The organism is Pseudomonas sp. HP_08 (genome assembly GCF_055284095.1).
In genome coordinates this window covers 378,913-404,485 of sequence record NZ_JBTOQC010000034.1, presented here as the reverse complement: position 1 = coordinate 404,485, position 25,573 = coordinate 378,913, and the positions used below count along the sequence as shown (strand labels likewise).

Here is a 25,573-nt window from a genome sequence, read left to right as displayed (position 1 = left end):
AGCGCGGCGCAGGCTTATCACATCTCGGTCGAGACCCGTAAGGTCACCGAACACGGCACCGAAGTGATTCAGCAGGCAGCCAGTGAAATGCGCCAGATTTCGATGAACATCGAAGATTCGTCACGCATCGTCGCGCAACTGGGCGCCCGCTCCGAGCAGATCACCGCCATCGTCAACACCATTCGCAGCATTGCCGACCAGACCAACCTGCTGGCCCTTAACGCGGCCATTGAAGCCGCGCGTGCCGGCGATCAGGGGCGTGGCTTTGCCGTGGTGGCCGATGAAGTGCGGCAACTGGCCGGGCGCACCAGCCGTTCGACGGCGGAGATTTCCGAGATGATCGGCATGATCCAGACCGAAACCCGCCAGGCCATCGACAGCATGGACAACACCCGCAGCAACGCGATCAAGGGTGTGGACCTGGCCGACCAGGCGGGCTCGGTGATCGTGCAGATCAGCGAAGGCACCAATCACGCGGTGGATGCCGTGAAGATGTTCGCCCGCCTGGCGCATTGATCAATCCGGCGACTTCTGACTGTTTTTCGCATTGATGCTCTTGGCGCTCTTTTCCAGCACCAGATACACCAGCACCGCGAGCATCAGCGGCAACAGGAAATAGATCGCCCGGTAACCGATCAATGCGGCGAGCAAGGTGCCCTTGGAAAACTGGTGCGCCATCAAGGTGATGAACACCGTTTCCAGCACGCCCAGGCCAGCCGGAATATGGGTGATGACGCCGGCGATACTGCTGATCAGCAGAACGCCGAGAATCGTCGGGTAGAAGGCGTTTTCCGGCAACAGGGTGTAAATCACCAGCGCCATCAGCGACCAGTTCAGCGCCCCCAGGCTGGCCTGCATCAATGCCTGGCTCAACGACGGCAAGACCAGTTCCTGGCCGCGAATGGTCCATGAGCGGCGTGTGGAAAACCGGCAGGCTGACAGGTAGGCCGCACACATCAGCAACAAGCCGCCACCGATCAGTTGCAGGGTCGTGCTGCCGATCGACCATTGCGGTGGCAGCTTCACAAAGCCACTGGCAAACACAAATCCGGCCAGCAGCATATAGCCCAGCCAGTTGGTGATCAGGCTCAGGCTGAGAATCCGCGTGATGGTCGGCACGTCCAGTCCCAGCCGTGAGTACAGCCGATAGCGCAAGGCGATGCCGCCGACCCACGAACTGAGGTTGAGGTTGAAGGCATAGCAGACAAAGGTCACCGGAATGATTTGCCCGATGCTCAGTTTATGCCGGGTATAGAAGCGCGCCAGGATGTCGAAGCCGCAGTAGGTCAGGTAGCTGGCGGCCGCGACCAGCCCGGCAAGCGCCAGGGTGCTGGCCTTGTAGGACTGCAAGGCCTTCTTGACCTCTTGCCAGTCAATGTTCTTGACCAGCAGGAATAGCAATACCGGCACGGCGATGAAGAAGAACAGCTTGAACAACCGTTTGGCCCACACCCAGCTTGGGGATGCAGGCTTGGAATCTTGCGCAGCGCTGGCCTGGCTCATAACGGTTTCTCCTGGCTTGGCAGTTCCTGAACCGCCGCTTGTTGCTCCTTGATGACCGACGCCTCGGGCATGATGTCTGCCGCCCGCAAGGGTTTGAGGCGCATGCCGTGTACCGGGAACAGCCCGGCAATGGCCGGAAAATGCCGCAGGAAGTGAAAGCACAGAAAGATCATCGGCGCCCGCCACCACTGCCCGCGGGCCGCGCCCTTGAGGGTGATCGGCACGCTGTGGGCCGCGGCCAGGTCGCGCAGGTGGTCATGCAGATGCTCGTTAAGCGCGGCATCGCGAATGAACAGGTTGGCTTCCAGGTTCAGCGCCAGGCTCAATGGGTCGAGGTTGCTGGAGCCAACGGTGGACCATTCGTTGTCGATCAACGCGACCTTGCCGTGCAGCGCGCGCTGTTTGTACTCATGAATCACCACGCCATCGCGCAGCAGGTAGGTGTAGGTCAACCGCGAACAGACCCGCACGAACGGCATGTCCGGCTTGCCCTGCAGAATCAGGGTGACCTTGACCCCGCGCCGCGCCGCATTACGCAGCGCACGCAAGAAGCGGTAGCTGGGGAAGAAATAGGCATTGGCCAGGGTGATGCGCGATGTGGCCTGATTGATCGCCTTGAGGTACTGCTCTTCGATATCGGTGGTGTGTTCGCGGTTATCGCGTTCAGCCAGCAACATTCGCGCGGTTCCTGCGGGCTCAAGCGTGAGCGGCACCGGCGTGAGCTTTTTACGCACCGCCGGGCTGAGCATCTGCAAGGCGCTGCGGTGGATATCGGCGAGAATCGGCCCGCGCACGCGCACGGCGTAATCCTGCTTGGCGGTCAGCCCGGTGTCGGTCATGTGGTCGACGCTGTAGTTGATGCCGCCGATAAACGCCTGCTCGCCGTCAATCACCACGACCTTGCGATGCAGGCGCCGGAACAGGTTGGTGCGCATGCCCATCAAGCGCGGTTGCGGGTCGAACAGCTGGATCTGGATACCGGCATCGATCATCTGTTTGACGAACACCGAGCTCAAATCGCAAGTGCCATAGTCATCGACGGTGACCACCACTTGCGCGCCGTTTTCAGCGGCCTGGATCAGCGCCTGTTGCAGGCCTTCGCCAATGCGGTCCTCGAAGATGATGAAGGTCTCGACCAGCACTTGCTTGCGTGCGCCGCGCATGGCGTCGAACACCGTGCTGTAGAAATCTTCGCCGTTGATCAGCAACTCCACCGAGTTGCCATCGCACCATCGTGCTTCATTCATAAAGCCACCTCCACCGCCAACGGTGCATGATCGGACAGATGTGACCAGGGCCGGTTGCTCAGCACTTGGGGTCTGTGGGTTGTGGCATTGGCCACGTAAATACGGTCCAGCCGCAATAAAGGCCAGCGCGCCGGAAAGCTCTTGGCCGGTGCGCCGGCATGACGAACAAACACTTCATGCAGCCCGGTGCCGTGCAGCAGGGCATCGGCGCGCTGGCGCCAATCGTTGAAATCACCGGCGACGATCACCGGCTCGCCTTCGGGCAGGCGCTTGACCAGTTGCGCCAGCAAACCAATCTGCTCTTCACGATGGTTTTCGCGCAGCCCCAGATGCACGCAGATGGCATGCACATGGCCGCAACCCGGCACATCGAGCACGCAATGCAGCAAACCGCGCTGCTCGGTGCCATGAATCGACACATCCAGGTTTTCATGGCGCACGATCGGGTATTTGGAGAGCAGCGCATTGCCGTGATGACCGTGCGGGTACACCGCATTGCGCCCGTAGGCGAAGTCGGTCCACATGCTGTCGGCCAGAAACTCGTACTGCGACAGGGTCGGCCAGCCTTTGACCCGGTCAGCATGGTGCTGGTGTTCGCCATGCACCTCCTGAAGGAACACCACGTCAGCCGATACGCTGCGCACCGCGTCGCGCAGCTCCGGAAGGATGAAGCGCCGATTCAGAAAACCGAAGCCCATGTGCATGTTCATCGTCAGTACATTGATCGAAAGGGCCGATACCGGTTGTTGCGGGCCGACGGGCGTAAGGGCTCGGGTCAAGAATACTCACTCCTTCATTTCGTCCGACGACGGCAATCAAGTGCCGGACGCCATGTGGTTCACAGCATATGAAGCCTGCCAGGCGGGCAGGTTCCGTACCGGCCTGGCGATGCGCACAGACAGCCTTTGGTCATCCAAAGGTGAACTTTTTGCTGTACTTCAAGCTCTGCCGCAGGGTGAAGGCCATGCAAAAGGACGCTCGGGCATGCGCCTTGCTTGCGATTGGCCAACAACACTTTTCATGGCGCTTTGCTGACCATCAGGACCCTGCCGTGGCTAAACCGCATGTGGCTGAACTGCCGACACACCGTTATTCGTACAAGGCCCGATGGTTTCACTGGCTCATGGCGGGCCTTGTGGTTCTGGCTTATTGCCTGATTCTCAGCCGTACTCAATTCAGCCGGGGCTCCGAATACCGCGTACTGGTGGTTCAGGGGCACTACTGGACCGGCATCATGCTGCTGGGCCTGGCGTTTTTCCGTGTGGCCGAGCGCCGCCGGCATTCACCGCCCGCCATAACCCCGCCGCTGCACAGCGCCTTGCAGTTGGCCGCGACCCTGACGCATTACCTGATGTATGGCTTTCTATTCATACAGCCGGTGCTGGGCGTATTGACGGTAGTGGTCGAGAAAGGCTCGCTGCCGATTGTGTTTACCGACCTCTCCATTCCCTGGCCGCTGCCGACCTCGGGACGCACGGCGGAGTATTTCGAAGACCTGCACAAGCTGTTTGGCACGTTGTTCTACTACGTGGCCGGCCTGCATCTGGTCGCAGCGCTCTGGCATCATTTCATTCGCAAAGATGACACCCTCAGACGAATGCTGTGACCCACGTGGGAATTTTCGATACATAAGCTCGCATTGCCAAAACAGCGGGCTATGATCTGCGCCTCTTTATTCTGCCTACATGATCCAAGGACATTTCATGCGCATGCGGTTGCTGACGGCCCTGATTGCCGGCTCCACGTTTGCCACCGGCGCTTACGCCAGCGGCGATGACTCCTGCTACCCACGCTGGTCGATGCTCAAGGAAAGCCTGTCGATCTGCAGCAGCCTGGCCTTTCTCAGCCCCGGCAACGACAGCCAGGTCAACCTGCGCCTGTTACTGGCCGACAAGGGCGTGCTGGCACTGAACCCGCAACCGCTGAACGCCACCGACCTCGAGCAAGGCTACGGCCCGGTACCCTTCGCGGCCTCACGACTCAATCCGGTGCCGGCGCCTGTCGACGCCGCACAGACCACTGCGCCTGATCCCTTGGCCGCGCCGCTCAAGCGCCTGCGCCTGACCCGGCCAGACACCACCGCAGGTGCTGCGTTTCTAAGCGGCGAAGGCAGCCGCTGCCGCAGCAACGATCAGGATAGCGCCGCGTTGTTTATCAACCAGATACTGGAAAGCGCCGGCCTGACAGACGCCGAGCGCGAGTCGCTGGCCGACACCCGCTTGCAAATGCTGGATGCCTGTAGCTGGGAACCTGGCCAGCTGGAACAGCTGATTCCCGGCGCACTGGCATCGCCGGCCGCTCAAGCCTTCACTATTTATTTGTACGCCGCTGGCGACTTTTATAGCGGTCGTTTCGCTGAGGCGAGCAAGCGCTTTGCCAGTCTCGCCAACAGCAACCAGCCGTGGCTGCAACAGACCGCCGCCTACATGAGCGCCCGCACGGCCCTGAATCACGTTCAGGAAACGGCGTTCAACGAATACAGCGAACTTGACCGCAAGAACGTGGACCCTGCCCTTTTGCAACAGGCTGAACAGGGCTTCGAGCACTATCTGGCCACCTGGCCTGACGGCCAGTACGCTGTCTCGGCCAAGGGGCTGTTGCGTCGCGTGCACTGGCTGGGCGGCAACTTCGACCGGTTGGCCGGCGACTTCGCCGGGCAACTGGCGCAGCGCGATGAGCGCCAGCGCAATCTGAGCCTTGATGAACTGATCAACGAGGTCGACCTCAAGCTGTTGATGGTCAGTTCAGCACCGCTGCAAGACCCGATGCTGATGGCAATCAGCGACCTGATGAGGATGCGCGATCACGCCGCTACGCCGCTGACCCAGGCCGATCTACAGGCGCAACGCGCGGTGTTCGCCGGGCAGCCGGATCTGTACGAGTACCTGCTGGCGGCCCATGCGCTGTACGTGCAGAACGATCCCGAACAGGCGCTCAAGCACCTGCCCGAAGCGCCTGCCGCAAACGACCGCCTCGATTATCTGGGCCTGAGCCGGCAGATTCTGCGTGGCCTGGCACTGGAGGGCCGACAAGACTGGAAAGGCGCCCAGCAAACCTGGCTGAGCATTCTGCCGCAGGCCCAGGCGCCGTTGCAGCGTGAACAACTGGAACTGGCGCTGGCCATGAGTTTCGAGCGCGACGAGCAACTGGCGCGAGTGTTTGCCGCCGACTCGCCGATTCAATCGCGACAAGTGCGCAATATTTTGTTGAGCCATGTGGGCGACGCCGAACTGCTGCGCCAACAGGCCAGCAACGGCCTGGATACCAGCGAGCGCAATCTGGCGCTGTTCGTGCTGCTGTATAAAGACTTGATGCGCGGTCGCTACGCCGACTTTGCCGAAGACCTCAAGCGCCTGCCCTCGCCTTTGCCGGATGAAAAACTGGGTTATGGCCTGGGTTACGTCTATGACGCCGGCCCGTCGCTGGCGCTGTTTCAGTGGCAAGGCGACAAGTCCGAATCCGGCTACACCTGCCCGACGATCGTCGAGACGGCCGCCACATTGCAGGCAAACGCCAGCAATACGCACGCACTCAACTGCCTGGGCGAATTCATCCTGCGTAACCGGCTTGACGGTATGCCGCTGGACCAGCGCCGCGATGCCGAAACGCTGGGCGGCAGCGCGCCAGGCTTCAGCGGCGCGGTGTTCTCACGGCTCGATGGCTACCGCCAGGTGATTGCCAATCCCAAGGCTGACGCCAACGACAAAGCCTATGCGCTGTTTCGCGCTATCAACTGCTACGCCCCGGCCGGCTATAACAGCTGCGGCGGCCAGGAGGTCGAACCTTCCGTGCGCAAGGGCTGGTTCCGCCAACTGAAAAGCACCTACGCCACCACGCAATGGGGCAAAACCCTGCAGTACTACTGGTGATGCGCTACGGGCTGGTCTTGCTCGGCTTGCTGGGCGCCCTGCCCAGCCAGGCCGCCGTCGATGCCCGCGACTACGATGCGTTCTGGCTATGGGGCGGCGTCGCCTCGCAGCCCGCGCTGGCACAAGCGCGCACGCTGTATGTACTGCAAGGCCAGATCAGCCAGACACGTCGCGATCCGCAGGTGCGTTTCATCGCTCAAGGTCCCGCGGTGGCACGCCTGCCGCAGGACCAGCTTTGGGTGGTGTACCGCGCCCATACCCTGCGCTGGCCCGACACGGTGTATCGCCAGTTGTTCGCCCAGGTCGAACGCTGGCGCCAGGCCGGTAACCGGGTGATGGGCATCCAGATCGACTTCGACGCCCGTACCCGTTATCTGAACGAATACGTGGACTTCCTGCGCGACCTGCGCCAGCGCCTGCCGGCCGACTATCGCCTGAGCATCACCGGCCTGATGGACTGGAGCAGCAACGCCGATGCCAACGCCATCGGCCAGCTCAAGGGCGTGATCGACGAAGTGGTGGTGCAAACCTATCAAGGCCGCCACAGCATCCCCGACTACGGCGCCTATCTGCCGCGCCTGAGCCGGCTGGGCCTGCCGTTCAAGGTCGGCCTGATCCAGGGCGGCGAATGGCAAGCCCCTGATTTTCTGCAACACAGCCCAGGCTTTCAGGGCTATGTGGTGTTTCTGCAGAACCGCTGATCCCGGAAAAGCGGTTTTTTGCTTAAGCGCATGAAAAATCTGAAAAAAAGATTTGCAATGGAAAGGACCTTCGACTAAATTAGCGCGCCTCGGCAGACACAACATGTGACGCGAGATACGGTGAGATGTCCGAGTGGTTTAAGGAGCACGCCTGGAAAGTGTGTATACGAGAAATCGTATCGAGGGTTCGAATCCCTCTTTCACCGCCATATTGAAGAAACGCGAAGCCCCTGATTTTCTAAAGAAATCAGGGGCTTCGTGGTTTTCGTCGCCTGGAAAATGCCCCATGGGGCGCTCTATGGGGACAATTTGGGGATGAGGGTTCACATCTGTAGGGCGTGCTCGAGCATTCCGATGATGTCCGGGCCGTCTTCGTTGATTCAAGTGCCGTAGTGCTTGCGGATCATGTTGCTGCTTGTGTGGCCCATCTGTTCGGCGATCCAGTCGATCGAGACTACCCCGCTGCTGAGCAACTGGCTGGCATAGGTGTGCCGGCACTGGCCAGGTCCTCGGTACCGGACGCCGGCATGTTCCAGATGCGCCTTGAAGAAACGATCGCGGACACTGAAGTCGTTGATATGCGGCTCGCCGGTGGAGGTATTGAGGAACACGAAGTGCAGCTTGTGTTGCCGAACAGTCCGGTTGTCACGCTGCACCACATCGATCAGGTGCGCCTTAGATCTGCCCGACAGAACCTTGAGCTTCTGCAGTGCATCGAGAGCTGGAAAGCCGGCGGCCATGACCTGGTGCTGAGCGAAGGCACGGCCGCCCGGATCCAGATCAGCAGCTTGACCGGTGGCGGTGTGGCCGTGTTCAGCGCACCAGGTGAATACACGCTGTCGGTCGACCAGCTCAATCTGGGGGCCGGCTACACCTTGGCCGCCGTTTTCAAGCCCGACAGCTACGCCACGCCGGCATCGGTGGTGGGCACGCTCAACGGTACAGACGTGACGAAGACCGGCGCGCTGATGAGCCGCAATGGCACATCCTCAACGCCGGCCGTGGCCTTCTACGAGGGGAGCAAGACCCACTATGCCAACGTGCCCGATGCTGCGGGCATGGTGGCTGCGATCGTGCGGCACAGCGCCCACGCGATGGTCAACGGGGCCGTGGCCCTGCTGGGCAAGGAGACGATCGGCGCGTCTGCAGGTGATGCGACCGCGACGATCCCGCTCAAGGTGGGCAGCGCTACGCAATACCCGTTCGTGGGTCAGCTGGACTTTGTCGCAGTGTTCAACATCGACGTGGCCAGCGATCCGAAGCTGAGCGCTCATCTGATGAACTACCTGCGTTTGCGAGCGCACATCACCAGATAGGCTATCGACTACAGATTCCAGCTATGAAAAGCCCGCTATATGCGGGCTTTATCACAACATAAATACAGCATGAGGCCATGATCTTCACAAATGTAGTTCTATATTGCCTGCTTCAAGGTTACTTTTCAAAATATTAATATACTTAACTTGCTCCTCACTTGCCCCTAACTGAATTAAAAGTTGGTCACCATCGGAAAAATTTAAGCTTTCACCCTTTAAGAAAAATACACTAAACCTATAAGCTTCAAGTGCGGTAGACTGAATATGCACTATCAAACGAGACAATACAAAGAGAGACTTCAACTTATCATCACCCACAAATTCATCCAAATAGTCATTTATTTTTTTCACTCGCCTAAAAACTTCTTTAACCCAATATCTTTGATTAACACTAAAAGAATGAGCTATATCAGGATAGTACTTCTCTAAAAACGGAAGAGTTATAGAGTATGGAAGATTATGTGATTTAGGCCTCTGTTTATTTGCAAGCACTGATGCTAACAGAAGAGTCTCCATAACTATATCAACTGAAACAGTCATTAACTCATGCAAGTCTTCCTCACAACAGTTTTTTTGATTACTTTCATTTTTTTCTTCTTTGCGCCGCGCCACAAATTGATTAAGGAAGAAACCTAGCCCGGTGCCAGACAAGGCAGCGGCAACTGGAAGAAACTTATCTACCGGCATCTTTTCAAAAGATGTAGCCTGCATATACATCAAGCACTGCGAAAAGCTTTCAATATCCATATGCCCCCAAGAAAAATCCTATCGACCTTATGAGTTCCTGTTCAATCGAACAGATTAGACAACCGCACATTCAAACACCATTTTGTAGCTCTTGATGCTTTAGTATGACCCGATTAAAAGACGCTACAATATTTTCAGGGGCAAGCGCATCGCTACCAAAAAATACCGAATGTTTATTTATGGTTCTCAACTCTTCAAAACTCATACAAAATATCATACCTTTTGACAAAAACCTGAGGCAGGATTTATGGCCAGGAATAATAATTTCGATATCGTTAACCTCAGTTAATATTTCATCTACGTTAGATTCCCAAATTTCACAGCCTTCACTATCTACCCATCCTCGCTGAAGTGAATAATTCATTGATTCTTCAATTATGGGGCTCGCCCCAACCACGTCGCACCCACTATTATATATAAATAAATGCGGAGACATATCATTGTTAATCACTGGAATATATATGATTGCCGATTCGAACACAAAGTTGTAGCCTATCTCGCTCGAAATAGAATACATATAACACTCACCATTCTCCTCCTTGAAAAAAAATTTAAAATCTGTGAACTCATGACCATTTACAGTTGCGCATGCAAAGCGGAGGCCAATGACATCCTGAAGGTGATCAATTATATACTTAGCTTTTTTCAAATCACATATTTCAATAACACCAGGCGCATTAACCTCTGAAATACTTACATGCTTTAAAGCACTTATGAACCCTTCTATAGCTTGTTCTTTAATCTTATTCTGCAACTTCCCAAAAACATTTTTAGTAACATTATAAGCTCTCTCAAGCTCCATGCGCCCCTGACCCTTTATATACTCATCTCCGATAATCGGAGCTAAAACCCTGTCAAGATCCGCCAATAAATCGATCAGTACTTTTGCTACATCTACGTTGACTTCAATCAAAGCACTGTGGGTAATCTTGTTTCGCCATTTCTCGACTTTATCCAATCTTTCCTTGAAGTCTTTATCAATAGCAACATTACATATCTTAATAATTCTCTCTACTGACTCCCTGAATGATATTGTATGTACCCCATCAACCTCATAAAGATCTGTTATCTCTCCGTCTCGCCTTCTTACATACGCATCCTTCAACTTAGAAATATCACTATAGAGAAGTAACTCATTACTATCCCTTAAAACGTACTTAAATAAAATTTCCACACCATGCTGAATACTAACAATTGCATCTTTCAAGGCTGAAAACCTTTTAGCATCAGGCGCACCATCCAACACTAACTCCTCATGATGCGCCAGACGTGAATATCCTTTCCTCAAAGAATCAAAGCCGTTATCAATAAGAGATATTTTCATTTTACTTTCCTTGCTGGATTTTCAGATCTCAGTGAAATTTACTCGATGAAAAAAAAACCTAAAGAAAAACACTTATCCCACTCCCGCCGACGGGCTTTGTGTCCCTTTTTTGTGCAAACCCGAGGTGTGGTGCAATCGATGCTCCAGCCCACGCCGGCCGTGGGGTTGCGCAGAGGAGCGGCTATTGCACAGCGTGCAAGGTTTTGCAGAAAAATGTCATCGCGTTGCACAGCGCGATACAGGCCGGCGCCGGTGGGTCAATTCCTGGAAGGCCCGGCCCGCGTGGGTGAAAAATTGGAAAACCGGCGAAAGGTGCAGTTTTCAAAATCGGCACGACTCTAAAAGAGAGCGCCAAACCGTATGCGGGGATAGTGACAATAAAGCCTGAGAGTCAAGCTACACAAGGGCTGCAGCGGTTTTCATGCTTTGCACAAAATCACCTGGACCAACACCGCTGACGATGCGAAGGAGAGCCCAGGAATACCGTCTGAAAAAACACAAGTTCAGGAGACCCTGCGAAACATGGTCAGGAAAGTCAGGACGGGTAGTCAGTAGCACTCAAGCCCTTACAGCCCGTGGCTTTCAGGGCTGACCTGGAATAGGTCGGGAAAAGTATTTATCTAGGTCAGGAAAAATAAAATCCTTATAAATCAATAACTTAAAAAAATACCAACAGACCTTTCCCGACTGACCCAAAAATACCTGAGCCGACTAAAAAAATACCTTTCAGGATTCTCTGAAACCCTTGGTTTTATTGGGTTGTAGAGATATAGAAAAAACCTGACCTTTATTACCTACCTCAGACCCTCAACCTGAATTTTCAATTTCATCCCCTATTTGGCCTGTCTCTCGTCTGGCTCTCTCACGGCGCGCTATCACTCACGGGGACGGCCATGGGGCTCAGACTCATGCTCACAATCTGCCTACAGGCCACGTAAACCGGGGGGTTGGGCTTGCTGAAATAGAGTGCAGGCAGGTTCGAATCCCTCTTTCACCGCCATATTGAAGAAACGCGAAGCCCCTGATTTTCTAAAGAAATCAGGGGCTTCGTGGTTTTCGGCGTTTGAAAAACGACTCGGGAACAATCAGGCACGGCCCGACGGCTTCTGCTCCCCATCGGCCAGCGGCGAGTTCGCTGGAAGATCCGGGTCATCGACCTTGTCGTTGCGCTCCCAGTCACGCTCAACATGGCCTTGCCCAGGTTTGGGTTTCGCCGTATCACCTCCAGAAGTCAGGGGCTCATTGCTGCCCGGCAACGGATCGGTGTCGCCGCCGCGCTTGTGCCCCAGATCACCCTCGATTTCCGGGTACAGGCCATCCTCTGTCTGAGGCGCCTTGATTGCCGGGCCTTGGCCCGTGTCTTTGGAATCGCCGTTATGAATTGCCATGATTGCCACTCCTTTGAAATACAAAACGTCTGTACATGGCTTTATTTCCCTCACCCTTGGTGTGGGTTAGCATGCACGCCTTTGTGGAAACGTCTCGCGGGTAATGATGAAGAACAGCGTATTGCTCTTACTGATGCTGCTCACCTCTAACGGCGTCTACGCCGCAGGCGATGCCGAAGCCGGCAAGGCGGTTTACACCCGGCTGTGCTCGGGCTGCCACAAGATTGGCCCCTCGGCGCGTGCCGCATTCGGCCCGCAGCTCAATGGCGTGATCGACCGCGCTGCCGGTAAAACCGATGACTACAAATACACCGATGCCTTGCACGCCTCCGGCATTGTCTGGACCCCCGAGAAGATTGCCGCTTTCGTCAAGGACCCGGACGGTGTCATCCCCGGCACGCGCATGAAGCTGTGGTGGATGGGCAGCGATCAACGCATGGAGGACCTGATTGAGTACCTCAGGTCCAATCCCTGACGCTTATTTGTTATCCGGTTCGTTGTACGGCGGATAGTCGCCCTTGGGAGATTCTTTTTCAGGCGTTTCGGCGGGGGATGTAGGGTCGACCTGTGGATCCTCGACATCCGGCGACTCAGGATCGAAGTTCAGATCATCGGCTTGGGGGTCATTGGATTTAGGGTCGGACATTTCAATCTCCAGTGCAGTAATAAAACCTCTGTTACTTGTCCGAACAACGCTGACGCCAAAGGTGCGCTTTCGACAGACGGACGGTGCAAGTGCTAGCCTTGCGCCACTCAAGGAGAGCATGCATGAAAAGGCCTTCACTATTATTCCTCGCCGTGCCACTGGGCCTGGCCTTGTGCTCATTGGCGCAGGCCGAGATTTATAAATGCACCTCGGCGCAGGGCGCGGTCAGTTTCAGTTCGATCCCTTGCCCCATGGCGACTGTGCAACAGCAACGGCCGGGACCGCCGCTGGCCATGCCGGATGCGCCTCGCGATCATGTGCACAAGGTCAATCTGCAGGCCATCCAGAATCTGAGAGTCAGCAGCAAGGCCAACACGTATGTGGTCGAAAGCGAAGGCTACAAACAGTTGCAGCGCAATCGCCTGCCGCCGCCGACGGTGCCTTCGCAATGCATCAGCCCGCGCTACGACAGCCAGTGCTTTGATCCGTCCGGCGGGCAATCTTCGATCAATGCCGCCCGGCGCAAAAGCGCGGCGGGCTTGCCAGACGGTGCCAGCCATCGATAATGGCGCTTTTTCGTATCCGCTAGCCTGTGAGGAGCCCCGTAATGAATCTGGACCAATGGCATGAAGCAGCGCTGACCAAATACCTGGCGAACCATCCGACCCTCAAGGATGAAATCAGTCAGCTCAGTGCTAAAGAACAGCAGCAACAGGTGCAATGGGCTTTTGAAGACAGCGCCGAAGAACAGGGCATCGAGCCTTGGGAGCTGGCGCTGGAGCTGATCGCCGAATCCCCCGAGCAACTTAAAAGCATGCGTCTTGAAGCCCATCGGCAAGTGGCCGAGGCTCTGGGCATGGACTGGGAAGAGTACTGCGGCTTCAACGATATCGAGCCTTGAAAGTTCGTCATGGCGACATGCTCCACATGACCGATGAGTCAGTTCTTTACCTGTCCGCATCGGGTGGGTAACGTCTGCCCCATCTTCACAACAACAAGGAATTGCGCCATGACTGACCTGGTTTCGTATGACCTGCAAGACGGCATCGCCACGCTGACCCTGAACAACGGCAAGGTCAATGCCCTGTCGCCGGCCGTGCTCGATGCACTGGATGCAGCGCTCGATCAAGCGGCACAGGATCGCGCCGTGGTGATCCTCACCGGCCAGCCGGGCATTCTGTCGGGCGGCTACGACCTCAAGGTCATGACTTCAGGCCCGCAGGCGGCCATCGACCTGGTGGCGCAAGGTTCGACGCTGGCGCGACGCATGCTGGCGCACCCCTTCCCTATCGTTGTCGCCTGCCCGGGGCATGCGGTGGCCAAGGGCGCATTCCTGCTGTTGTCGGCCGATTACCGGATTGGTGTCGAAGGCGCGTTCAATATTGGTCTCAACGAAGTGCAGATCGGCATGACCATGCACCACGCCGGTATCGAACTGGCGCGTGACCGGTTGCGCAAGTCGGCCTTTCATCGTGCAGTGATCAACGCAGAAATGTTCAACCCGCAACAGGCACTGCAAGCCGGTTTCCTCGATCTGGTGGTCAGCAGCGAAGCACTGCACGACACCGCACGCCAGGTCGCCGCCCAATTGCTGAAGCTCAATATGAAGGCCCACGCACAAACCAAGCTCAAGGTGCGCAACGCCTTGCTGCAGACGCTGGACGCGGCCATCGAGCAAGACCGCCAGCATTTGCTTTAAGCCCCGCCGACACTGCCCGAACTCATGGCAGGCGCCACAATCTGATCAACGAGCGCGCAGACATCTCTGCGCCGTTACCCTCTGGAAGAAGCGAAATAGCTATGGGCCGAGTCGTTGCAGCAGCGGTTTACAGTGCAGGCCATAAAGTCAGCAATATCACTCTGGACGAAGGCGCGAGCTGGGCAGCCAAGCCTGGCCATTTCGTCTGGATCGGGCTGGAAAAGCCTGATCCGCAGGAGCTGGCCAGCCTGAAGAAGCAGTTCAACCTGCATGAGCTGGCCATTGAAGACGCACTGGAAGTCCACAGCCGGCCCAAGCTGGAAACCTTTGGCGATGCCCTGTTTATCGTGACGTATGCGCCGATCAGGGAAGACGGCAAGCTGCAGTTCATCGAGACGCATATCTTTGCCGGCAAGGGCTATGTCATCACCTCACGCAACGGCCACTCCAAGTCCTACAGCGTGGTACGCCAACGCTGCGAGGCGCGCCCGTTGCTGCTCGAACATGGCGAAGATTTTGTGCTGTATGCCTTGCTGGATTTCGTCACGGAGAATTACCAGCCGGTCACCGAGGCCATTCATTGCGAACTTGAAGAGCTCGAACAAAGCGTGCTCAACGGTGTGATGAGCGACACCCATATCCATCGCATTCACAGCCTGCGCCGCGATCTGCTGCGCCTGTGGCGTTATCTGGCGCCGATGGTCGAGGTCGGTGAAGAGTTGCAGAAGCTCAGCTTCCCCTTCATCGACAAGAACATGCGCCCGTACTTTCGCGACGTGGAGATCCATGTCAAACGGCAGATGGAAGACATCGCCAACCTGCGCGATATCGCCAGCCAGACCATTGAAATCGGCCTGCTGCTGGAGTCGTCGCGGCAAAGCCTGGTGCAGCGCAAGTTTGCCGCTTGGGCGGCAATCCTGGCCTTCCCCACCGCCATCGCCGGCATCTACGGCATGAACTTTCAGAACATGCCGGAGCTGAACTGGCATTACGGCTATTTCATGGTGCTGGGCGTGATCTTCGGTGGCTGCACCGCATTGTTCGCCAGTTTCAAGCGCTCTGGCTGGCTTTAGAGCCTGTTGCCGTTTCAGGTGTGTGCGCGACAAAGCGCATCATCCATTCGGCCACGGTGGTGCCGTGGTGATCATGTTCCAGGCTGGCCACCGCCGTGCGATACAAGGCCTCGCCCAGGGACTCCTGGCGAATGTCCATCAGCGCTTTGGAATAGTCGCGAATGAACTCGGGATGGCCCTGGAAACACAGCACCTGATCGTTGATGTGATAGGCCGCGAACGGGCAGAAATCACTTGATGCAATCACCGTGGCGTTCTCGGGCAGGCGCGTCACCTGGTCCTGGTGGCTGATCAGCAGCGTCAGGTCATCCAGGTTCGGCGTCATCCAGGGCTCGGCCGCCTGCAGGCGGTAATGGTGGATGCCGACGCCCCAGCCGCGGCTTGCCCGCTCGGTCTGGCCGCCCAGCAGCAAGGCCAGTAACTGGTGGCCAAAACAGACACCCAGCAACTTCTCACCGCGCTGATAAAGCTTCAGCAAGTACGCCTTCAGGGTCTGAATCCAGGGGTCGCTGCCAAACGAGTCGGCCTTGCTGCCGGTCACCAGCCAGGCATCGAAACGCTCGTCCTCGGCCGGGTAATGGCCTTCCATGACGTTATAAATGACGAACTGCGCCTCGATCGGCTGACGAGCGAAAAGCTGCTCGAACATCCGGCCATAGCTCTGGTAAGGCTCGACCAGTTCCGGACGCAGGACATCGGTTTCCAGAATGCAGATACGTAACGGCATTGAAAATTGACCTGAAACGATGAGGAAGAAAAGAAGCGCCAAGCCTGCCTTGATAGCACTGGCAAATCAAGGCACAAGGCCGCTCTGCACGATGCGCTGATGGATAACGCACGGTCGCATGTGGACCTGATTGTCTGCGGTTTTTACATCACTCTGTAAACGGCAGGTATCAAGTCACATCGATAACGATTCCCCGGACGAACGGTCAAGCCTGACGGCGTCCGCGCTGAAGTGTCTAGTCAAGGCATCGGCATACGACAAGATACCTGTTAATAATCTTTAGAGCCTGTATGGCGCCTTACAAATACCAAAGCGTTCTAAGCCTTATGAAACGAGGCCTCTAAGGTTAAATCTGTATCTTGGCGGGGGCGCAATAACGATTTTCATCGCGAAAGCCGGACAGCTGTTGTCTCTCAGCAATAACAACAAAAGGCAGTCAGCCATGCTCAATGATTCGAAATATCGTCAGGCGGGGCTTATCCTGTTTGGAACCATACTGGTGTTGATCGTACCGAACCTGAGTCGCCTGTTCGGTTGAAACAGACAATGCGTCGTTGATCGACACCGGTTCGTCGTCAAGGAACCAGGGAGATCGGCTCATGCGCCAATGGATAGCTCTTGCATTAATGACCTGTGCCGTGGGCGCTCAGGCAGGCGTAGTCGACCAGGCCAGTGCCGTGGCCGCCTTGAAGGAAGGCAAGCTTGCCGTCGATGTACGCAGCCAGATCGAATATGACGCCGGCACCGTTCTTAACGCGGTCCGCGTTGACGATCGCCGGCTGGTGAACCAGATGAAACTGGTGCTCAACGATCGCAATTCGGTTTTTGTGATTTTTTCCAGCAGCGACGAAAAAGCCAGCCGCGCCCAGGACAAGCTGCGTAATGCGGGCTATTTCAGCGTGGTGAATGGCGGCAACTACGAAGAGCTGCATAACGCGCTCTACGACATCAGCGACGATCCCGCCGAGTAGATTGCCTCGCCCATGCAAGGCAGGCAGACCGGTAAGGTTCATCCGGTCTGCCGTACTGTCACTGGTGCTGCGCTTGTGTCTGCTTCTGGGTTTGCGATTGCGACTGCTTTTGCACCTGAACCGCAATGGGTTCGGCCGGCTCTACCAGCACCCGGGCATGCATCTGCTCGAAGCCACCACCACGGCGCATGCCGCGTACCGGACAGGCGTCCAGATAATCCAGGCCAACCGCCACTTTCAGATGGCGCTCGGGAATGGCGAGCTGGTTGGTCACGTCAAAGCTGTACCAGGCGTCATCGATCCATGCCTCAGCCCATGCATGGCTGGACAGATGATCGCTGTCTTCGCTGCACAGATAACCCGACACGTAACGCGCCGGAACACCCAGGCTGCGCGCGCAGGCCAGGAACGCATGGGTATGGTCCTGACACACGCCACTGCGACCGGCAAACGCCTGCGCCGCACTGGTGTCGACCTCGGTAGCACCCGGGGTGTAGACCATGTGCTGGTTCAAGGCATGCATCAGGTCGATCAACCCTGCACGGTCGGTACGTTGCTGGCTTTGCGCAGCCGCAAACTCACGCAGTGCCTGGTCAGGCTCGGTAAGGTGCGTTGAGCGCAAGAACGGCAGCGGCGAACCTGTTTCATGCTCGCACTCGCGCGCAGGGTCGATTTCTACCTGGCCACGCGCACTGATCTTGATCGCTTCATGCGGCTCGTCCAGGGTCAGCACGTGCAGGATATTACCGTACGGGTCGACCTGGGCACGCACCGGGCGTGGCAGGCTCAGTTGCCAGCTGAGAATCTTCTGGCGCTCGCTGTCATGCGGCGTCAGGCGCAAATACTGGATGCTGGCGCGGACCTGGGCTTCGTAGTGGTAGCAGGTCTCATGGCTGATCGAAAGTCTCATGCAACCTCCAGATAGGATGTGTGGATGGCATCGCCCAAACGGGCAACCAGGGGAAGGAAGCCGTTCAACCACTCATGCAGACCTGCATCGAGTACTTCGTCGATTCCGGTAAAACGCAGGCGGGCATGCAGCTCTGCGGCTATGCGCTGGGCCGGGCGACCGTTGTCGCCGGGCAGGCTGGTGAGGATCTCGTCGATCTCTTCCAGGCACGCAAGCAACGAACGTGGCGTGTCGGCACGTAATAACAATAGCTCCGATACATGCCGCGCGTCGGGTGCATCACGGTACAGCTCGGTATAGGCCTCAAAGCAGGAGAGCGCGCGCAACAAGGCGCTCCACTGATAGTAGCCGGCAGCCGAGTTGTCAGCGGCAGCATTGGCATGCGAGCCACGCAGTTCGAGCATGTCGTAGCGGGCATCGAGCATGCGCAACGTGTTGTCGCTACGCTCGATGAAAGTGCCCAGACGAATGAAACGGAACGCATCGTTGCGCATGATCGTGCCGTAGGTGGCGCCACGGAACAGGTGCGAGCGTTCCTTGACCCATTCACAGAAACGGCTCAACCCGTAGCGGGTCAGCCCTTGCTGGGCAATGCCGCGAATCTCGAGCCACGTGGAGTTGATGTTCTCCCAGATATCGGCCGTGATCCGTCCACGCACCGCGTGCGCACAGCTGCGCGCTGCGCCCAGGCAACTGTAGATACTGGCCGGGTTGCTCGCGTCCAGCGCAAAGAAATGCAGCATGCGTTCGGCATGCATTTCGCCATGACGCTCGACATAAGCGTCCAGGGTGCCGGTGATCAACAGCGGCATGGCAATTTCGTCCAGTCCGTCGCCGCGCCCGTCCTGGGGCATCAGCGACAGGGAATAACTCACATCGAGCATGCGCGCGAGGTTCTCGACCCTCTCAAGGTAACGCGACATCCAGAACAGATCAGAGGCAGTTCTACTAAGCATAAGCAGGCATCCTTAATCCTCGACCACCCAGGTGTCCTTGGTACCGCCACCCTGAGACGAGTTCACCACCAGTGAGCCTTCACGCAAGGCGACCCGGGTGAGCCCGCCGGGCACCACGCGGGTTTCGCGGCCGGACAGGACAAATGGACGAAGATCGATGTGTCGCGGGGCGATGCCGTTCTCGACGAAGGTCGGACAGGTCGACAGGGACAAAGTGGGTTGGGCAATGTAAGCGTGCGGTTTGGCGATCAGGCGCGCGCGGAAAGCTTCGATCTCGGCAGCCGTAGAAGCGGGGCCGACCAGCATGCCGTAGCCACCGGAGCCTTGCGTTTCCTTGACCACCAGATCCTTGAGGTTGGCCAGCACGTGGGACAGCTCGGCCGGCTTGCGGCATTGCCAGGTCGGCACGTTCTTCAGGATCGGCTCTTCATCCAGATAGAAACGGATCATGTCGGTAACGTACGGGTAGACCGACTTGTCGTCCGCCACACCGGTGCCGATGGCATTGGCCAACACCACATTGCCGCTGCGGTAGGCCGCCAGCAGGCCGGGCACACCGAGCATCGAATCGGGCTTGAAGGCCAGCGGGTCGAGGAAGGCATCGTCCAGACGGCGGTAGATCACATCGACAGGCTTTGGACCTGAAGTGGTGCGCATGAATACGCGGTCGTCACGCACGAACAGATCGGCGCCTTCGACCAGTTCCACACCCATTTCCCGCGCCAGGAATGCATGCTCGAAAAACGCGCTGTTGAAACGTCCCGGCGTCAGTACCACGACACTGGGGTTATCCAGCGGGCTTGAACTTTTCAGGGTGTCGAGCAACAGGTTCGGATAATGATCGACCGGTGCAATACGCTGCGCGGCAAACAGTTCCGGGAACAGACGCATCATCATCTTGCGGTCTTCAAGCATGTAGCTCACGCCGCTTGGTGTACGCAAGTTGTCTTCAAGCACGTAATAGGTGCCGTCAGAGTCGCGTACCAGGTCCACGCCGGAGATGTGCGAATACAGATCGCGGTGCAGATCGAGACCTTGCATTGCCAACTGATACTGATCGTTGGCCAGCACTTGCTCGGCCGGAATGATGCCGGCCTTGATGATGCGCTGGTCGTGGTACAGGTCAGCGAGAAACATGTTCAGCGCCTTGACGCGCTGGATGCAGCCGCGCTCGACAATCCGCCATTCACTGGCCGGAATGCTGCGCGGAATCGTATCGAAGGGAATCAACCTTTCGGTGCCCTGCTCGTCTCCATAGAGCGTGAAGGTAATGCCGGCACGATGAAACAACAGATCGGCCTCACGGCGCCGTTGAGCCAGCAGCTCTGGCGGCGCGTCCCCTAGCCAACGGGCAAATTCCCGGTAATGCGGGCGAACCAGGCCGCCAGCATCGTACATCTCATCATAAAAGGTGCGGATCATGCCGTACTCCTTGTCACCCAGGGCCCGGAAGCCTTCGCAAGCCCCGTGCCACCGGCATAAACCCTTTGTTATCAATTATTTACGAATGAGCAAGACAATTAACGCACCATCCTTGTGCACAAACCGAGCGGAAGATTCACTGGCGCCTCATTCGCAGGCACTGCGCACGTGAAAACTATGGGCCGCATAGAAAGAGTTGATTACCGGGGTGGCTATTAGTTCGCCATAATCGCCACACGCAAGCAGAGAAGGCACCGGCCCTCCCCGACCGATTCTGCTTTGCACCCGATCATTGACTGAATTCCCTTTTAAACCACTGCTTGCAGTGGTTTTTTTTATCTCCTGACTTTGTTGCATGCACCGTTAAGGCGCCTGGACACAACCGATGAATCTGATCGGCCCGCCCGGGCCATGCCCGTGACGGGTCGAGGGGTGACTGTGCGAAAACCTCCGTTTCAGTTCAGGCGCCTGAGTTCGTGTTTGACTCCCCAGCCCTCGACCTCGCCGTCCAGCGGCAAGATCGCGGTCTGCAAGTCGTGTTCGAAATCACCAATGCCGTTGTAGGTGGCGTACATGACCTTACTGACCTGTAAATGCCAGGCACCGTCTTCACGTTCGTTGATCTGAGTATTGAGCGATTCGCCGCGAAATTGCTGAGCGGCCTTACGGGCCCGTTTCTCATCGGGGAACACAGCATAGAACTCGATGGGATGGATGCGGGCGAAGTCGAACCCGCCCTCTTTCATACAACGCAGCACGTGGGTGCTGATGTCTTCCGAATGGGCTGTGCTCATGAAACGTCCTCCTATGCAACGATAGATAGAGTTTCAACGCAGGTGTACGCCTGGGCTAAGCCTTGCGTACGCCTGGCGATCAAGCATGAAGCGCGGCGGCGTCGTTCTGCACCAGAACCAACGCCGACGGAAGGGGCCGTATGACCGGCCCCGCTTGCAGAGTAGTCCTATCGTCACACGCCTGCCAAGAGGCACAAACGATCAGGCCACTTCAGGAGACTTCCTTGATGGAAATGATCTGGACGCTGTTATGGTCCTTGAGGGTCTTGACCGTCGGCTCCGCCGTGCGCCCTTCCAGATCGTTGAGGTCCAGTTCACCGGTGACCGGAAAGAGTATGGGACGCAATAATTGAGCAACCCGCTCATGCGTGGGGAGCTCCTGCGAGTCGACATTCAAGCGTTGCAGTTCACCATCTTTATCGAGATACGAAACGGCCCACTGTTTCATCAATGCCTCCGCAATTCAGCCAGACGTTGGCTTACCTGATCTTGACCGGGAAGTTAAGCGGTTCGTTCAAATCCAGTGCAGGGGTTTTGATGACTGCATGGCCTGCAAGTCGTCATCGAAGCGCTGTGCACCGACAAGAGGCCGAACACTGCATGCCTTACTTTAGACGGCAGCACAGAATGCGGAGGCCGGCCGATAAAAAAAGGCCCCGAAGGGCCTTTCAAAACACATGACAGCGCTGATCAGTTCTTGCTGGCCTCAACGCCTGCCGTGTTGTCCAGCAGGCTCTTGGTGGCCGTTTGCAGGAAGCTTTCGAGCTTACGCTTGAGCTCGTCGCTATCAGCAGCATCCGGGACCAGCTCGGCCGACGGTTGCGCGCCCAGACGATAGGTCAGCACCTTGGCCGGCATATCCACCGCTTCGATCAGGATGCGGTTGCCGTTGATGATTGCCACCACCTGTTCACTGCCCGACGGCTTGATGACACCAAAGCCCTTGTCGCCCGCAGGCAGGTTCAGCAGGTCACGACCCCAGCACTGATGGCGAGTCTCGCCACCCAGGCGCCCCATGATGGTGGGCACCACGTCGACCTGAGTACCGACAATGCTGCTGCGCTTGCCGAACTTGTCCTGGATGCCCGGCGCGATCAACAGCAGCGGCACGTTGAAGCGGCCCAGGTCCATCTCGGTCAATTGACGGTTGTTGCCAAAGCCATGGTCGCCCAGCACCACGAACAGGGTCTCTTTGTAGTAAGGCTCTTTCTTGGCTTTTTCGAAGAACTGGCCCAGCGCCCAGTCCGAGTAGCGCATGGCCGTCAGGTGCTCATCCAGCGAACCGTGGCCGGTGACGCGCTCGACCGGCAACTGCTCCGGCAACGCATAAGGAGTGTGGTTGGACAGGGTTTGCAGCAAGGCATAGAACGGCTTGCCGCCCTGACGCGCCTTGAGCTCCTGGGCGCCACGGTCGAACATGTCCTGGTCGGACACGCCCCACGTAGGGTCGGAGAACACCGGGTTGACGTAGTCGCCACGCCCAATGAAGTTGGTCATGCCCTGGTTGCTAAAAAAGCCCGACTGGTTATCCCAGGCGAAGTTGCCGTTGTAGACATACACATCGTCGTAGTCACGACCGGTGCTGAGCAGTTGCGGCAGGCCGGACAGTTTGTGGCTGCCTTCCGGGGTCTGCATCAGGTATTCGAAACCTGGCAGGTTCGGGAAGCAGGCCATGGTCGCGAACATGCCCTGGTGGGTGTGTGTGCCGTTGGAGAAAAACTGCTCGAACAGCAGGCCTTCCTGAGACAGCTTGTCGAAATAAGGGGTGATGTTGGCATTACTGCCCAGCGCGCCCACCGAGTGACCGGCGAAGCTTTCCATCAGAATGACCACCACGTTTTTGATCGGCAGGGTGTTCTGCGCAGGCGGCGTGAAGTCACGGCGTACGGCAGCCAGGTCGGTCTCGACCAGCTTCTCATTGGCGGTCAACAGCATGTCGCGTACCACCTGCTGCGCCTGATCCTGAGGCAGCGTGGCTTTCCAGATGTTGTCGCGGTCCTCGGACATGCGGCTCTTGGCGGCGGTGATCAGGGTCAAGGTACCGTTGAGGCCCAACTGGTTGGCGAAGTTGGAGTCAGTGGTATAGGCGTCGCCCCAGCGCAGCGGCGGGCCCTGGCGCAGGGTGCCACGGGCTGCGATCACGGCGACCAGCAAAATCACGAAGAACACCACGGCACGTGTGTACCAGGGCGCAACAGCGCGACTGCCGAAGGTGTTCTGGCCCGGACGTGCCACACGGTCGATGCCTTTGAACACCAGGCTCAGCAACCAGGTTACGGCCACCCAGGCCAGCAGGTAGCGCACCACCGGGAAACCGTACCAGAGCATGCTCAGCACAGTTTTCGGGTCTTCCTTGATGTACTGGAAGACCAGGCCGTTGAGGCGCTGGTGGAATTCGCGATAGAAGTCCATTTCGACCAGGCCCAGAAACAGCGTGATGCTGCCGACCAGGGTCAACCAGAAACGAAAGAACCCGCGCGCACTCATGGCCCGGACGCTGAATACCGCAAAGAACAGCGGGATCAGCAGGTAGATGGTCAGACGCAGGTCGAAGCGTGTGCCATTGAACAGCGCTTCTAAAAAGGTCGACATCGGCGTCTCGCCGATCATCTCGCGGTTATAGACCAGCAAACCGATGCGCAGCAGGGTGTACATCAGCATCAGGGCCAGGCCGCTGAGCAGGGTGTAGACCAGGTGGGCCTTTAAGGTAGGTTTGTGCAAGCGAGACAAAGCATGCCGAGCAGCGGCGTCCGTTTTGGCCATGTGTTGTAGGATCCGTAGGAATCTGGGTTTTTTGAAGGGCACAAGGGGTGCAAGCGGGCAGCCATGAACAGGTTCAGGCGTGCTACGCCACCCCTCCATGGAGTATCGCCGTCGCATACGAGCGGCCGGCAATGATAGCCGGGCATGATGAGTCAGGCGATGTGAAATTTATGTTGGGCCATAAAGGCTTATGGTAACCGGCTGTTACACGGATCCTTCACGTTGCTACACGCGCAGATTGCCGCGCGGGCCGGCAATTGCCCAGATGATCAGGCCCAGTACCGGCAGCAGTGCGATCAGCAATACCCAGAGGATCTTCATCCCCACTTCGGCGCTGCTTTTGAGCACGTGCAGAATGGCCCAGATATCCAGCGCCAGAATGATCAAGCCAACCAGGCTGTTAAAGGTCGAACCCATGGTGTTGCTCCTTGATAGTCATTGATCCAGGCATCGGTCGCACGCCTGTCCACTACAGAGCCCAATGAATACAAAAGGTTTCCATTGAACCAAACGAGCCTCGCAAGGCTCGGAAATCACAGAATTGCTCTGCTTCTTTATGACTCTGCTTCTTTATGAAAGGTGTCGTTTCATGCCAACACCCGCTTCACTGCGTACCTTGCGCGCGACCTGGTCGGCTCAGGTGCAGGCCGCACCGCTGATGAGCCTGGGCTTTGCACTGGCTCTCGTCACCATTATCGGTTTGGGCATCGCCAGCCTGTATAACGCCGTCAACGGCGCCAATCGGGTCAATCTCGAACATGCCCTGCTTGGCGGCAGTGCCGGTTTTACCGCCACGGCGCTGGGCGCGATCATGGCGATAGTGTTTCGCGATATAGCCCAGCGCACTCAGGACATCATGCTCGGCTTCGCCGCCGGCATGATGCTGGCCGCCAGTTCGTTTTCGCTTATCCTGCCCGGCCTGGCCGCTGCCCGTGACATCACCGACAACAACACCCTGGCCGCAGCCACGGTGGTCGCAGGCCTTGGGCTGGGTGTTTTGTTGATGCTGGGCCTGGAAAAATTCACGCCGCACGAGCATGAAAGCGTCGGCCGCCAAGGGCCCAATGCCGAGCGCATCAATCGGGTCTGGCTGTTTGTGCTGGCCATTACCCTGCATAACCTGCCCGAAGGCATGGCCATCGGTGTCAGCTTTGCAGGCGGCGACATGAACGTTGGCCTGCCGCTGACCAGCGCCATCGCGATCCAGGATATTCCCGAAGGCCTGGCCATTGCGCTGGCCCTGCGCACCATCGGGCTTTCGCCCCTTAAAGCCATGTTGATTGCAGTGGGTTCAGGCTTGATGGAGCCTTTGGGCGCACTGGTCGGCCTGGGCATCTCCAGCGGCTTTGCCATCGCCTACCCGCTCAGCCTGGGGCTGGCGGCGGGCGCGATGCTGTTTGTGGTGTCCCACGAGGTGATCCCGGAAACCCACCGCAACGGCCACCAGACCTCGGCGACCCTGGGGCTGATGGGCGGCTTTGCGGTGATGATGTTTCTCGATACGGCGCTGGGTTAAC

27 protein-coding genes, 1 tRNA gene and 1 pseudogene are annotated in these 25,573 nt (G+C 57.4%); 13 read left to right on the top strand and 16 right to left on the bottom strand.

Going from position 1 to position 25,573, the window contains the following annotated elements; translation table 11 throughout:
- Positions 1-63 precede the first annotated feature (63 nt).
- On the top strand, positions 64-516 hold the full coding sequence (locus tag ACYAS9_RS24000) for a methyl-accepting chemotaxis protein (protein ID WP_463570954.1): 453 nt from the start codon (positions 64-66) through the stop codon (positions 514-516).
- Here ACYAS9_RS24000 and ACYAS9_RS23995 read toward each other — a convergent pair whose 3' ends face one another.
- The 3 genes from ACYAS9_RS23995 to ACYAS9_RS23985 are packed head-to-tail and all read right to left on the bottom strand — an operon-like array spanning position 517 to position 3,529.
- A complete protein-coding gene (locus tag ACYAS9_RS23995; RefSeq protein WP_463570891.1) occupies positions 517-1,503 on the bottom strand; it encodes a lysylphosphatidylglycerol synthase domain-containing protein in 987 nt (328 codons plus the stop codon).
- Positions 1,500-2,750 (bottom strand): cardiolipin synthase ClsB, encoded by a 1,251-nt coding sequence (gene clsB / locus ACYAS9_RS23990; RefSeq protein ID WP_463570890.1) that lies wholly within the window; start codon positions 2,748-2,750, stop codon positions 1,500-1,502. The genes ACYAS9_RS23995 and clsB overlap by 4 nt, the downstream gene beginning before the upstream one ends.
- A complete protein-coding gene (locus ACYAS9_RS23985) occupies positions 2,747-3,529 on the bottom strand; it encodes an endonuclease/exonuclease/phosphatase family protein (protein ID WP_463570888.1) in 783 nt (260 codons plus the stop codon). Before ACYAS9_RS23985 ends, clsB begins: the two co-directional genes overlap by 4 nt.
- A 287-nt stretch (positions 3,530-3,816) precedes the next feature.
- Here ACYAS9_RS23985 and ACYAS9_RS23980 point away from each other — a divergent pair, with 287 nt between their 5' ends.
- The 4 genes from ACYAS9_RS23980 (at position 3,817) to ACYAS9_RS23965 (ending at position 7,529) form a co-directional block, all read left to right on the top strand.
- Positions 3,817-4,356, top strand: a complete 540-nt coding sequence (locus ACYAS9_RS23980; RefSeq protein WP_463570953.1) for a cytochrome b — start codon at positions 3,817-3,819, stop codon at positions 4,354-4,356.
- A gap of 97 nt (positions 4,357-4,453) precedes the next feature.
- Positions 4,454-6,619 (top strand): PA5441 family protein, encoded by a 2,166-nt coding sequence (locus ACYAS9_RS23975; protein WP_463570886.1) that lies wholly within the window; start codon positions 4,454-4,456, stop codon positions 6,617-6,619.
- Positions 6,619-7,320, top strand: coding sequence for a DUF3142 domain-containing protein (locus ACYAS9_RS23970; protein ID WP_463570951.1), 702 nt, complete (start codon positions 6,619-6,621; stop codon positions 7,318-7,320). The genes ACYAS9_RS23975 and ACYAS9_RS23970 overlap by 1 nt, the downstream gene beginning before the upstream one ends.
- Before the next feature lie 119 nt (positions 7,321-7,439).
- A tRNA-Ser gene (locus tag ACYAS9_RS23965) sits at positions 7,440-7,529 on the top strand.
- A 171-nt stretch (positions 7,530-7,700) separates the two neighbouring features.
- Here the strand turns inward: ACYAS9_RS23965 and ACYAS9_RS23960 are convergent.
- A pseudogene (locus tag ACYAS9_RS23960) lies at positions 7,701-8,045 on the bottom strand (tyrosine-type recombinase/integrase); the annotation flags it as partial.
- Positions 8,046-8,066: 21 nt separating this feature from the next.
- Here ACYAS9_RS23960 and ACYAS9_RS23955 point away from each other — a divergent pair.
- Positions 8,067-8,636 (top strand): hypothetical protein, encoded by a 570-nt coding sequence (locus ACYAS9_RS23955; protein ID WP_463570885.1) that lies wholly within the window; start codon positions 8,067-8,069, stop codon positions 8,634-8,636.
- Positions 8,637-8,720: 84 nt separating this feature from the next.
- Here the strand turns inward: ACYAS9_RS23955 and ACYAS9_RS23950 are convergent, their stop codons facing one another.
- From ACYAS9_RS23950 to ACYAS9_RS23940, 3 genes are all read right to left on the bottom strand, one after another.
- Positions 8,721-9,383, bottom strand: a complete 663-nt coding sequence (locus tag ACYAS9_RS23950; RefSeq protein ID WP_463570883.1) for a hypothetical protein — start codon at positions 9,381-9,383, stop codon at positions 8,721-8,723.
- A 70-nt stretch (positions 9,384-9,453) separates the two neighbouring features.
- Positions 9,454-10,707, bottom strand: coding sequence for a hypothetical protein (locus tag ACYAS9_RS23945; protein ID WP_463570881.1), 1,254 nt, complete (start codon positions 10,705-10,707; stop codon positions 9,454-9,456).
- A gap of 1,085 nt (positions 10,708-11,792) precedes the next feature.
- Entirely contained in the window at positions 11,793-12,095 is a 303-nt protein-coding gene (locus ACYAS9_RS23940) for a hypothetical protein (protein WP_463570880.1), read from the bottom strand.
- 106 nt (positions 12,096-12,201) lie between these two features.
- Here ACYAS9_RS23940 and ACYAS9_RS23935 point away from each other — a divergent pair, with 106 nt between their 5' ends.
- Positions 12,202-12,570, top strand: a complete 369-nt coding sequence (locus tag ACYAS9_RS23935; protein ID WP_463570949.1) for a c-type cytochrome — start codon at positions 12,202-12,204, stop codon at positions 12,568-12,570.
- A 3-nt stretch (positions 12,571-12,573) separates the two neighbouring features.
- Here the strand turns inward: ACYAS9_RS23935 and ACYAS9_RS23930 are convergent, their stop codons facing one another.
- On the bottom strand, positions 12,574-12,741 hold the full coding sequence (locus tag ACYAS9_RS23930) for a DUF6021 family protein (protein ID WP_463570879.1): 168 nt from the start codon (positions 12,739-12,741) through the stop codon (positions 12,574-12,576).
- 122 nt (positions 12,742-12,863) lie between these two features.
- On the opposite strand from ACYAS9_RS23930, the gene ACYAS9_RS23925 reads away from it, so the two are divergent.
- From ACYAS9_RS23925 to ACYAS9_RS23910, 4 genes are all read left to right on the top strand, one after another.
- Positions 12,864-13,307 carry a DUF4124 domain-containing protein gene (locus tag ACYAS9_RS23925; RefSeq protein WP_463570877.1) on the top strand — a complete coding sequence of 148 codons (444 nt, stop codon included), beginning with the start codon at positions 12,864-12,866 and terminating at the stop codon, positions 13,305-13,307.
- Positions 13,308-13,348: 41 nt separating this feature from the next.
- Positions 13,349-13,642: a DUF6388 family protein gene (locus ACYAS9_RS23920; protein WP_463570875.1), complete on the top strand. Its 294-nt coding sequence runs from the start codon at positions 13,349-13,351 to the stop codon at positions 13,640-13,642.
- A 108-nt stretch (positions 13,643-13,750) separates the two neighbouring features.
- Positions 13,751-14,440 (top strand): crotonase/enoyl-CoA hydratase family protein, encoded by a 690-nt coding sequence (locus ACYAS9_RS23915; protein ID WP_463570874.1) that lies wholly within the window; start codon positions 13,751-13,753, stop codon positions 14,438-14,440.
- A 101-nt stretch (positions 14,441-14,541) separates the two neighbouring features.
- A complete protein-coding gene (locus ACYAS9_RS23910) occupies positions 14,542-15,513 on the top strand; it encodes a magnesium and cobalt transport protein CorA (RefSeq protein ID WP_463570872.1) in 972 nt (323 codons plus the stop codon).
- On the opposite strand, the gene ACYAS9_RS23905 is transcribed toward ACYAS9_RS23910, so the two are convergent.
- On the bottom strand, positions 15,491-16,240 hold the full coding sequence (locus tag ACYAS9_RS23905) for an amidotransferase (RefSeq protein ID WP_463570871.1): 750 nt from the start codon (positions 16,238-16,240) through the stop codon (positions 15,491-15,493). The genes ACYAS9_RS23910 and ACYAS9_RS23905 overlap by 23 nt on opposite strands.
- 599 nt (positions 16,241-16,839) lie before the next feature.
- On the opposite strand from ACYAS9_RS23905, the gene ACYAS9_RS23900 reads away from it, so the two are divergent.
- Positions 16,840-17,211, top strand: a complete 372-nt coding sequence (locus ACYAS9_RS23900) for a rhodanese-like domain-containing protein (RefSeq protein WP_463570869.1) — start codon at positions 16,840-16,842, stop codon at positions 17,209-17,211.
- A 58-nt stretch (positions 17,212-17,269) separates the two neighbouring features.
- On the opposite strand, the gene ACYAS9_RS23895 is transcribed toward ACYAS9_RS23900, so the two are convergent.
- The 7 genes from ACYAS9_RS23895 to ACYAS9_RS23865 all read right to left on the bottom strand — a co-directional run bounded on the left by ACYAS9_RS23895 (position 17,270) and on the right by ACYAS9_RS23865 (position 24,473).
- Complete coding sequence (locus ACYAS9_RS23895; protein ID WP_463570867.1) at positions 17,270-18,121, bottom strand: transglutaminase family protein; 852 nt, start codon at positions 18,119-18,121, stop codon at positions 17,270-17,272.
- Complete coding sequence (locus ACYAS9_RS23890) at positions 18,118-19,077, bottom strand: alpha-E domain-containing protein (RefSeq protein ID WP_463570865.1); 960 nt, start codon at positions 19,075-19,077, stop codon at positions 18,118-18,120. The genes ACYAS9_RS23895 and ACYAS9_RS23890 overlap by 4 nt, the downstream gene beginning before the upstream one ends.
- A gap of 12 nt (positions 19,078-19,089) precedes the next feature.
- Positions 19,090-20,499 (bottom strand): circularly permuted type 2 ATP-grasp protein, encoded by a 1,410-nt coding sequence (locus tag ACYAS9_RS23885; RefSeq protein ID WP_463570864.1) that lies wholly within the window; start codon positions 20,497-20,499, stop codon positions 19,090-19,092.
- Positions 20,500-20,954: 455 nt separating this feature from the next.
- Positions 20,955-21,293, bottom strand: a complete 339-nt coding sequence (locus tag ACYAS9_RS23880; RefSeq protein ID WP_463570862.1) for a ribonuclease E inhibitor RraB — start codon at positions 21,291-21,293, stop codon at positions 20,955-20,957.
- Positions 21,294-21,504: 211 nt separating this feature from the next.
- A complete protein-coding gene (locus tag ACYAS9_RS23875) occupies positions 21,505-21,741 on the bottom strand; it encodes a hypothetical protein (RefSeq protein WP_463570861.1) in 237 nt (78 codons plus the stop codon).
- Between the two features lie 242 nt (positions 21,742-21,983).
- Positions 21,984-24,056, bottom strand: a complete 2,073-nt coding sequence (locus ACYAS9_RS23870) for an LTA synthase family protein (RefSeq protein WP_463570859.1) — start codon at positions 24,054-24,056, stop codon at positions 21,984-21,986.
- 225 nt (positions 24,057-24,281) lie between these two features.
- A complete protein-coding gene (locus ACYAS9_RS23865; RefSeq protein WP_463570858.1) occupies positions 24,282-24,473 on the bottom strand; it encodes a PLD nuclease N-terminal domain-containing protein in 192 nt (63 codons plus the stop codon).
- Between the two features lie 172 nt (positions 24,474-24,645).
- Here ACYAS9_RS23865 and ACYAS9_RS23860 point away from each other — a divergent pair, with 172 nt between their 5' ends.
- Positions 24,646-25,572 carry a ZIP family metal transporter gene (locus ACYAS9_RS23860; protein ID WP_463570856.1) on the top strand — a complete coding sequence of 309 codons (927 nt, stop codon included), beginning with the start codon at positions 24,646-24,648 and terminating at the stop codon, positions 25,570-25,572.
- Position 25,573: the final 1 nt, after the last annotated feature.